This window comes from Halarsenatibacter silvermanii, assembly GCF_900103135.1.
GTDB classification, from domain to species: domain Bacteria; phylum Bacillota; class Halanaerobiia; order Halanaerobiales; family Halarsenatibacteraceae; genus Halarsenatibacter; species Halarsenatibacter silvermanii.
On the sequence record NZ_FNGO01000041.1, the window covers coordinates 1 to 8,954 of the forward strand.

Genomic DNA, 8,954 nt, shown 5'->3' on the forward strand with positions numbered 1-8,954 from the left:
CGTTTGAGCAGCAGGCCTATGGGCTGGAGCAGGACAGGGATGGATAGAATGTCACGTTTGAGAGCCTTCAGATTCAACGGTGGTAACAGGAATGATATTTTAGAGCTTATCAGACGTAATAGACGAGAAAAAAGAATTGAAGAAACTGTCAAAAAAGTTGCTGGCGGCGGCACATATCAAAGCAGCAGCCTAACCAGTGCTCTTGGTGAAAGAAAGCAAAACATTCCCGCCCTGAAAAAGGGGGAGAGAAACGCAATTTATCATCTTATGAAGGGGGCATCGAGATAATATTTTCATGGGGGGGAGTCCTCTTTTTATTCCCCAACCCACATTTACTTGACATCGTCAATAACATGCAATTTCTTGAAATTGTAATTTAAAAGTGTTAATATGGTCATGTGATATAGTACTGCAATGTGATTTATTTTACTCAGAATAACAATCTCGGGGGGGGCAGTCATTATCACTTACGTTAAAAAATGTCCAGAATGCGATGGTAAATCTTATTCAGTGGGCAAGAAAAACTGGGACTGTACTTACTGCGGTGAAGATTTAGATGAGGAGAAGTTATTTACCATAGGTGTCCTTGCCGGAGATGATGAGTGATCGATATTCAGCTATGATATTTTGTTCCGTCAAATATTTATGGATCTTCTTGTTATCAGCTGGTAGACATCGTATAAGATCAGGGAAAAATTTCATTGTGAACGAAGCTTTATATCTTACAGTACAACTAAATGAGTTTTTTACACACCTTACCTATTATAATGGTTCCGCGCCCGGAAACAACGTAAAAGAAGACATTTACCGGAACGGAGTGACGGGGTACTTCGTCTCCAGGACTTAAGTCCAGATTCATTATCTGGACGTCTTCATTTTTATGCAGCTTCTTCGCTATTACACCTCTCTTATTTGGTTTGCCCCCGATCTCATCCACCCTAGTAACTTCTATTATTTTTCCCTCCTGGGATAAATTTTTTCTGACTGAATCACAGCGCAATCATAAAATGAGATTGTTAAATTTTACATGACAACAAATAAAATTTTTGATATAATTATCTAAATGATCTTAAAATTTAATTTTTGCCGGGATGTGATAAAAATGAAAAAGTCAGCTTCTCAAAATCAAGAAATTAAAATACAGATGAGCGATTCTGCCCTCGATTATATAAATGAAAAAAATATCGAAGACCTGGCGATTTTGCTCAAGGTTGGAGGATGAAATGATCATCACACGCCCGTGGTACGGGCCAAAAAACCTTCCGAAAAAAATCTGGATCGCTTCATTCCTCAAAAATACGAAGATATAAATATTTTTATAGCCAAAAGTGTGCCGGAGGAAGTGCAGAATCTGTCCTTCAAAATCGATTTGAAAGGTTTTTGGCTGTTCAAAAAATTGAGCCTGAAGAAAGTGAGAAATTAAGCCGGCCTTATTGATTTCCATATTAATCCATTGCCCGAAAATAAAATTGCATTTGAAAAATTATTATGCTAATATTGCAATTAAAGATAGGGTTCAGATAATTTTTTATGAGGTGTCTTTTTATGGAAATCAAAGATGTGGTTTTAATAGAACCGGAATCTCCCGGTTATAACTTTTTTAGCTCAGTCCAGATGCCGCTTTTAGGCCTTCCTATTCTGGGAGCAATTTTGCAGCAGATGGGACTTAATGTGAAAATCTATTGTGAAAATTTCTCCTCTATCGACTGGAATAGAATAAAGCAGGCTGATATAATCGGCTTGACCGTTTTAACTCTCCTCGCTCCCCGGGCATATGAATTAGCTCAAAAAATCAAAGAAGTCAATCCCCGGGCAAAAATAATTATGGGCGGGGTCCATGTCAGCATGCTGCCGGAGGAAGCGCTAAATCATGGAGCCGATATTGTAGTGCGCGGCGAGGGCGAAAATATTATTAGAAATCTCATTCAGGCTCTGGCCGGAAAGAATGATATCGAAGACGTGGCCGGCATCTCCTACTGCAAAAATGGTAAAATCCATCACAATAAAGAAGCAGAAAAGCCGGTTGATCTGGGAAAAATTCCAGCTCCTGATTTCTCTCTTATTGAAAATTATAAAGAAATTCCCTATATCCCCTATCAAACCAGCCGCGGCTGCCCCCATAACTGTGAATTTTGCTCGGTGGTAGAAATGTTTGGCAGAAACGTAAGGGATCGCCCGCCCGCTCAGGTTATTAAGGATTTAAAATCCATAAAAAAAACCCCGGCCCAGAAAGATAAACATGTTTTCATTGTCGATGACAACTTCTCGGCCAACATTAAGCGGGCCAGGGATCTGCTGCAGAAATTATCAGACTCAAATCTGGAAATGGAATGGTCAACCCAGGAAGAAGTGCTGGTGCATAAAAAGGAAGAAATCCTTGATCTGATGGCTAAAACGGGCTGCAAAAGACTGCATTTAGGCATTGAATCTGTCAATCCGGACGCTTTAGAAGAATATCAAAAGCCTCAAAGCAGAAGCGATATTTATAAAGCTGTTGAGAAAATTAAAAAGCGGGACATTTCCGTCCATGGTATGTTTGTGCTGGGGGCAGATAATGACACGGCCAGAACAATCAGAGAGACAATGCAGGCGGCGGTAAATCTTGATCTGGAAACTGCACAATTTTTTGTGCTGGTCCCTCCGCCCGGCACCGAGCTTTTTCGAAGATTAAAAGAGGAAGGCAGACTGTTAATTGAGGAGATGTCCGATTGGAAATTCTTCGATGGCCAGCATGTGGTTTTTGAACCCAATAATTTAGCACCTACTGCCCTGCAAAAACTCCAGATAAAAGCTTTTAAAAAGTTTTATAATCTCAAACAATCTTTAAAATGGTTTACCCGGAAAAAGTTTTATAAAGGGGCAGTAAATTTTTACGGCATATGGGCTTTAAGGCGCTGGCTCTGGGAAAACCGGGGATATCTGGACGAATTGAAAGATTTCAACTAAACTTTTTTTATAACCCTTCCCATTAATTTAACCATTTCTCAAACCGCAAAGTTAAGGTAATAACTTATCGCCTGGTCTATGGCCATTTCTATCCCGACATCATCTGCTGTTAATTCCTCCTCTTCTAATTTCAGGGCCAGATATATTCCGGTATAAAAGTGAGGATTCCAGCTTTATGTCCTATCACCCTCTTACCGGCCCTGTGAGACTTTACTTCCTCAAAAATTAATTGGCGAAATTCATAATTTCTTTATATTTCCCCTGTATTATGAAATTAAACTAGAGTAAATCCATAGACTTTTTTGATCGAGGAGGGGTCATAACTTAACAATGTTAACCAGTATTATATTGATGTCCTCGCATTTTCAAAACAATCGGGGGTTTGGTCATATGATGGGACGGTTTACTGGAGGTGGAACTTTGATGGTTTTAATATGGATTATAATTATTATTGGAGCTATATGGCTCATCAAAGAGATGATTTCCAGCGGCAGCAATAATTCAAATTCCGATGATTATAAAGATGATTATAAAGTTGAAGCTGACGAGGAAAAAGACACCCCGGCAGAGATAGCCCGGAAAAGATTGGCCCGGGGTGAGATTTCCCGGGAAGAATTTGAGGAAATAATGCAAAGTTTGAACAATAGTGGTTGAACTTACAATTTGGCTTATTTAAAAAGATTGACAGAACTAATAACAAAATCAGGAGGAATATTATAATGAGAAAACAAATGATTTTATTTCTGGCTTTATTGCTGGTCGCCGGCGTATTTACCGGCAGTGTTTTGGCTCACAGTCATGGAAATCATCACGGTGGAGGACATATGAGCGGTAGATTGATAGAAGATAATTTTAGGGAAAATACTATCGATTTACAGCGAGAAATTTTAAGAAATACGGAAAGATCTCGGGCACTGAGACAGGAATACCGGGATCAGCTGCTGGCAGAAGCATCGGAAGAAGAACTGCGAGAACTGGAAGAAGAAATTTTATCCCTGCAGGAAGAACGAGAAAGAGGTGCGCTGGGTGAATTTAGAGGAATGATGGGAGATTTTGACACGAGTACCTCCGCTGACAGAAGAGGTTCACGGGGTATGAGAGGTTCCGGAGGAATGATGAGAACTGGAGGAATGATGGGTTCTACCGGTAGAATTGGAGCCCGTGAAACCAGGACCGGGCCAGGAATGATGCATACAACCATCGAGAATGAATATGAATTTTTAGTTCATATGATTCCTCATCATGAAGAGGCGGTTTCCACTGCCAGAGTTATGCGGGAAAATACAGACCGGGAAGAGATGAGAGAATTTGCCGATGAGATTATCATCACTCAAACAGAAGAGATTGAACAGATGGAAGCCTGGCTTGATGAAAGATATCCGGATAAAGATCATGATTTTGATTACCAGCCCATGATGAGAGATTTTGGCGATATGGAAGGCGAAGAGCTGGATCGGGCATTTTTGGAAGATATGATCTTTCATCATATGGAAGCAGTCATGACCTCCCAGCAGCTTTTGTCCTGGGAGCTGGCAGAGCACAAAGATACAGCCGAGCTGGCAGCGAACATTATCAATGCTCAGCGTGAAGAGATATTCATGATGAGAAACTGGCTTTCCAGCTGGTATGAAGATGAACAGATAATTGGCAGAGGCCATATGGGGAGAGGTTGGCAGGATAGAGATTTTACCGCTGATAGAGAACTGCCCGAAGAGGATATCTCGCAGATAAGAGAAATCCAGCGGAGCATCTTACGAAATGAAGACGAAATAGAGAGTTTGAAAGAAGAATATCGCCAGCTTTTGAGGGCGGAAGCTTCTGAAGAAGAATTGACAGCGATGGAAGATGAGATAATCGAACTGCAGACAGAATTGGAAGAAGAAATGATAACACTGCAGGATGAGTACGGCTTTTCTCACAGAGGTTCAGGACTTATGCCCGGAAGGTCTCTGCAGGAAAGTCCTCACAGCTGGTAAATTACTCCTTAATTCTCTTCAGGAGAGGCTCCCTGCCGGGCTTCTCCTTTTTTCTTTTTTTTATCTTTTTTCATCCGGCATTAATTGTCCTGCTCAAAGAATTTGAAATCTTCTCCGTATCTGTCATAAGTAAGTATTCCACCATGGCCTCCACCTCTCCCTTCTTCTCAGAGCGTTGTCATTTTTATTTTTTCATCTCCCCGGCTATTTTTTTTGAAACACAAATAAAAAAGCCTCCAGCAGTCAGCTCTTTTTGATACTGAGCTGAACCACCGAAGGCTTTATTGGGCACTTTTCTGTTATTATTGTCTTTAACTCGAGGCATCAAATCTTTCTATTAACCGCTGAAGCTGCCTGGCCATTTCTTCCAGTTCATCGGATGAAGCTGCTACTTCTTCTACAGAAGCGCTTTGTTCTTCTGCCAGGGCTGATACTTCTTCTGTGCTGGCGGCGTTATCTTCAACAGAGCTGCCAATTTCTTGAATTGATTTGTTAATCAATTTGATCTGCTGTTCTAGTTCAGAAGCAAAATCTTTAATCTCCTGCACCTGTTTTTCGGTAGTCTCTGAAGAATCCACAATTTCATTCAAGGAGCTGCCTGCTTCGTTGATAACTTTAATCTGTTTTTCTACCTGCTCTATATTGGTATCCATGGAGCTCACAGTTGCCTGAGTCTCAGACTGAATATCTTCAATCAAGCTGGTTATCTCACCGGCAGCTTCAGAGGATTCTTCGGCCAATTGACGGACCTCATCAGCCACTACAGCAAAACCGCTGCCATGTTTGCCAGCTCTAGCTGCCTCTATAGCGGCATTTAAAGCTAAAAGATTAGTTTGGCTGGCTATTCCCTCGATCATCTCCACCATATCACCGATCTGCTCTGATCTTTTACCTAATTTCTCAATAGCATCTGTGGCAAAGTGGACTGTCTCACTAACTTTATCCAGCTGCTCTATAGCTTCATTAATGGCATTGTTGCCGTGATTAGCAGTTGTAACTGAATTATCTGCTACTTCCAGAGTGGTGTTGATGTTCTCTACTAATCTATCGCTGTCTTCGTCTAACTTATTGGCGGCATTTTCAATATTACTAACTTCATTATTTATATCACTGCTTTCTTCGGCCACTGAAGTTACAGAGCGAGCAATTTCTTCTGAGCTCTGCCCCATATCATCAGAGGCGCTGCTAAGTTGACTGGAAGCTTCAACCACTGACTCAGAGTTAGTCTGAATTCCACCGATGATATTTCGCAGGTCAGAAGTCATTTTCTTAAAAGCAGCTGCTAACCCGCTTAATTCTCCCCCAATATTTTTATCAATTTCGTGGTTAAGATTACCATCGGCTACTGTCTCCACTGAATCGGTCAAAAGCTTAATGGGATTAAGGAGAAATCTCTTAACTAATCTGGTGACAATAAAGGCAATGATGATAGTGCCAATTAAGGAGATGATAATTAAATTCCTGGTGGTAGCGGCACTTTGTGCTACGATATCTTCCCTGTCTTGAACTACCTTAATGTAACCGCTTAATCTACCCTGAAAATCCTCGAAGGGCAGCAGCAAAATACTTTCTGTTTCCTCTTCAGAGGTGGTAACAACCATCTCTCCTTCTTGGATCTGTTCCTGGTCTTCTTCTGCAACAGGCCAAATATCTTCAGTCATAGCACCTAACTCACCATTATCAAGTTCATCCCAGGAAAGTTGAGCCGCTTCTTCAAAGGCGTAAATAAAAAATTCGCCTGGATAATTTTCCTGTAAGTTCAGCAGAAATTCATCGTCAAAGCCAAAACCCTGCTCTACGGTTCCAATATGTTCTCCTTCATATCTCATAGGCACAACTACTCGGAAGCCAAAACCACCTGCTCCCTCTTCTAAACCCATAATAATTTCCTCTTCCCTGTTTGCTTGATTTACAGTTTCACGAAACCCGGAAAGATCATCCCCATAATTATCAGGATTATGTATTCTTAAAAAAGAAGTAGAATCGGGGTTATGAAAGTGGAATTGAGATACCTCGTCTGCAATTTCGTCAAAAACTGGCCCTAACTGCTCTAACAACTCCTCTCTTTCACCTTCGGCAAACAATCTCTGCACATTGGTGTTATTGGAGACATTCATAATGCTGACTCTAGCATTCTGCAGAGCGTTATCCATCTCAGCTTCGATAAAACCAGCCAGGTCATACATAGAATCCTCTTCTTCATTAAAAATAATTTGGTCGGTCTGATTAATAGAGTAAAAACTTAAAACAACGGCCAGAATTAAGACTAAAACAATTGTAGCCACAGTAAGCTTGTTTTCAACGATCAGTTTTTTCATTGACATCTTTACCTTCTTGCAGAATCAAACTTCTTTTTTTTTGATTGATGATCCACAAAGTTAATAAAATAATGCCAGCATTCCCTTCAGAACTGCTTTTCTTTTAATAATTATGGATACTCCTACTCTTTAATTTAATGCTCAATCTTTAATTCCTGCTTTTTCCGGGTAAAATAATTAATTTATTTCCCTTCTCTGCCGGGAATTTTTCTGCTCTTTATACGGCATATTCAATTCCCCAAATAATAATTGTCATTTCAAAGCCCGCCTCTGGAAAATCATATATCTGCTTTATCAATTTTATGAGTATGCAATAAAAAACCCGGACATAAGCCCGGGTACAATATACCCTCTGCTCCGTACGATAACTATTCTGATATACAGGAAAATAAATAATTGGATATTTCATATTGAAGTTTGCTGTTATTTCGAGTATTATAGTGGTATAGATAGTAATTATTTTAAATGTGAATATAAACCCAAATCCAGCAGACCTGCTTAATGTTCATAAAGGAAAGAGCTTTTGCGAAGGGAGCGAAATTTTTTTCACATCTATTTACCAGCTGAAGACAGGAAGATCTATTTAAAAGGGGGCAGCACTTATTTTTTTAATTCAGATAATTGTGGTGATACCCTGTTATCTGTTCTATGCTACCATTAAAATCAAGTTAAACCTTTTAAAATTACTTTACATTACTTCACTAAAAGACCCGTCAAGCATTTCACGGAGGAGGAACTGGTTTACACTGGCTCCGGCATGGAAAGGAGAGAAAATTCATGCCAGAGACCAGAAGCGATGAAGAGCGGAAAATGATCATAGAAAAAGTCAACCATCTCTATGAAACATCAGATCTTACGATAAAAGAAGCCTGCAGCGAATTTGGCATTTCCGACAGCGCCTATTATATCTGGAAAAAGCACCGCAATTTAGAACCCGAAACCGAAAAAGAAGAAACTTCAAACCAGGACCGTGAAAATACTTCTGGCGATGTAGATACTGAAACAGTAAAGAAAGTGACTGAATTAAAAGAAGATAAACCATTTCTTGGATTTAAAAAGATCAGCAAGCAGTTAGCCTACTCTCACGGTATAAAGATCTCAACCCGCCAGGTAAAAAAGATACTAAAAGAGCATGGTCTGGAGGAGACAGATTATCCCGAACCGAAAGATCATCCCTCCCGCAGGTTTGAGCGCAACAGCAGCGATGAGATGTGGATGATGGACATCATGCACTATACCATCGAAAAAGAGGGAAGATTTTATCTAATAAGCATTCTCGATGATTACAGCCGATATATTATTGCCCACGGTATCTTCAAAAGAAAAACTATTGATAATGTTATAGATGTCCTGCATGAAGCTTTTGAAGAGAGCGGCCTCCCCGGTGAATTTCTTACGGATAGAGGCAGTCAGTTTCATTCCTGGAAGGGAGAAAGCCGCTTTCAAAAACTGCTCGACAAGCTGGGAGTAAAACACATACTGGCCTCACCCCAGTCACCGCAGACAATAGGCAAGATAGAAAGCTTCCATAGGAATATACAAAGGGAGCTATTCGGCCAGAAACATTTTACCTCCATGGAAGATGTAAAAAAGGCAGTTTCAGATTATATAGAGTACTACAATCATGAAAGGGTTCATATGGGCATAGATTATCTCACCCCCGCTGATCGTTATTATGGTGTAAAACAGGACGCCGAGAAAACTTATGATGTCT

Annotated in this window: 6 protein-coding genes and 1 pseudogene; 5 read left to right on the plus strand and 2 right to left on the minus strand. The window is 40.3% G+C overall.

The window, feature by feature from the left end; translation table 11 throughout:
* Positions 1 to 288, plus strand: a pseudogene (locus BLT15_RS12475) (UPF0236 family protein); the annotation flags it as partial.
* A gap of 445 nt (positions 289 to 733) precedes the next feature.
* Here BLT15_RS12475 and BLT15_RS12480 read toward each other — a convergent pair.
* The gene (locus BLT15_RS12480) at positions 734 to 1,000 is read right to left on the minus strand and encodes a cupin domain-containing protein (protein ID WP_143423098.1); all 267 of its coding nucleotides are present in this window, start codon (positions 998 to 1,000) and stop codon (positions 734 to 736) included.
* 545 nt (positions 1,001 to 1,545) lie between these two features.
* Between BLT15_RS12480 and BLT15_RS12490 the strand changes: the two genes are divergently transcribed.
* The 3 genes from BLT15_RS12490 to BLT15_RS12500 all read left to right on the plus strand — a co-directional run bounded on the left by BLT15_RS12490 (position 1,546) and on the right by BLT15_RS12500 (position 4,922).
* Positions 1,546 to 2,946: a B12-binding domain-containing radical SAM protein gene (locus BLT15_RS12490; RefSeq protein WP_159429958.1), complete on the plus strand. Its 1,401-nt coding sequence runs from the start codon at positions 1,546 to 1,548 to the stop codon at positions 2,944 to 2,946.
* 390 nt (positions 2,947 to 3,336) lie between these two features.
* Complete coding sequence (locus BLT15_RS12495; RefSeq protein WP_089762330.1) at positions 3,337 to 3,600, plus strand: SHOCT domain-containing protein; 264 nt, start codon at positions 3,337 to 3,339, stop codon at positions 3,598 to 3,600.
* Positions 3,601 to 3,665: 65 nt separating this feature from the next.
* Positions 3,666 to 4,922, plus strand: a complete 1,257-nt coding sequence (locus BLT15_RS12500; RefSeq protein WP_089762332.1) for a DUF305 domain-containing protein — start codon at positions 3,666 to 3,668, stop codon at positions 4,920 to 4,922.
* Between the two features lie 311 nt (positions 4,923 to 5,233).
* Here BLT15_RS12500 and BLT15_RS12505 read toward each other — a convergent pair whose 3' ends face one another.
* Complete coding sequence (locus BLT15_RS12505) at positions 5,234 to 7,240, minus strand: methyl-accepting chemotaxis protein (protein WP_159429959.1); 2,007 nt, start codon at positions 7,238 to 7,240, stop codon at positions 5,234 to 5,236.
* 777 nt (positions 7,241 to 8,017) lie between these two features.
* Here BLT15_RS12505 and BLT15_RS12510 point away from each other — a divergent pair.
* Positions 8,018 to 8,954, plus strand: a 937-nt coding sequence (locus BLT15_RS12510; protein ID WP_089762335.1) for an IS3 family transposase, incomplete at its 3' end; no start/stop codon positions are given.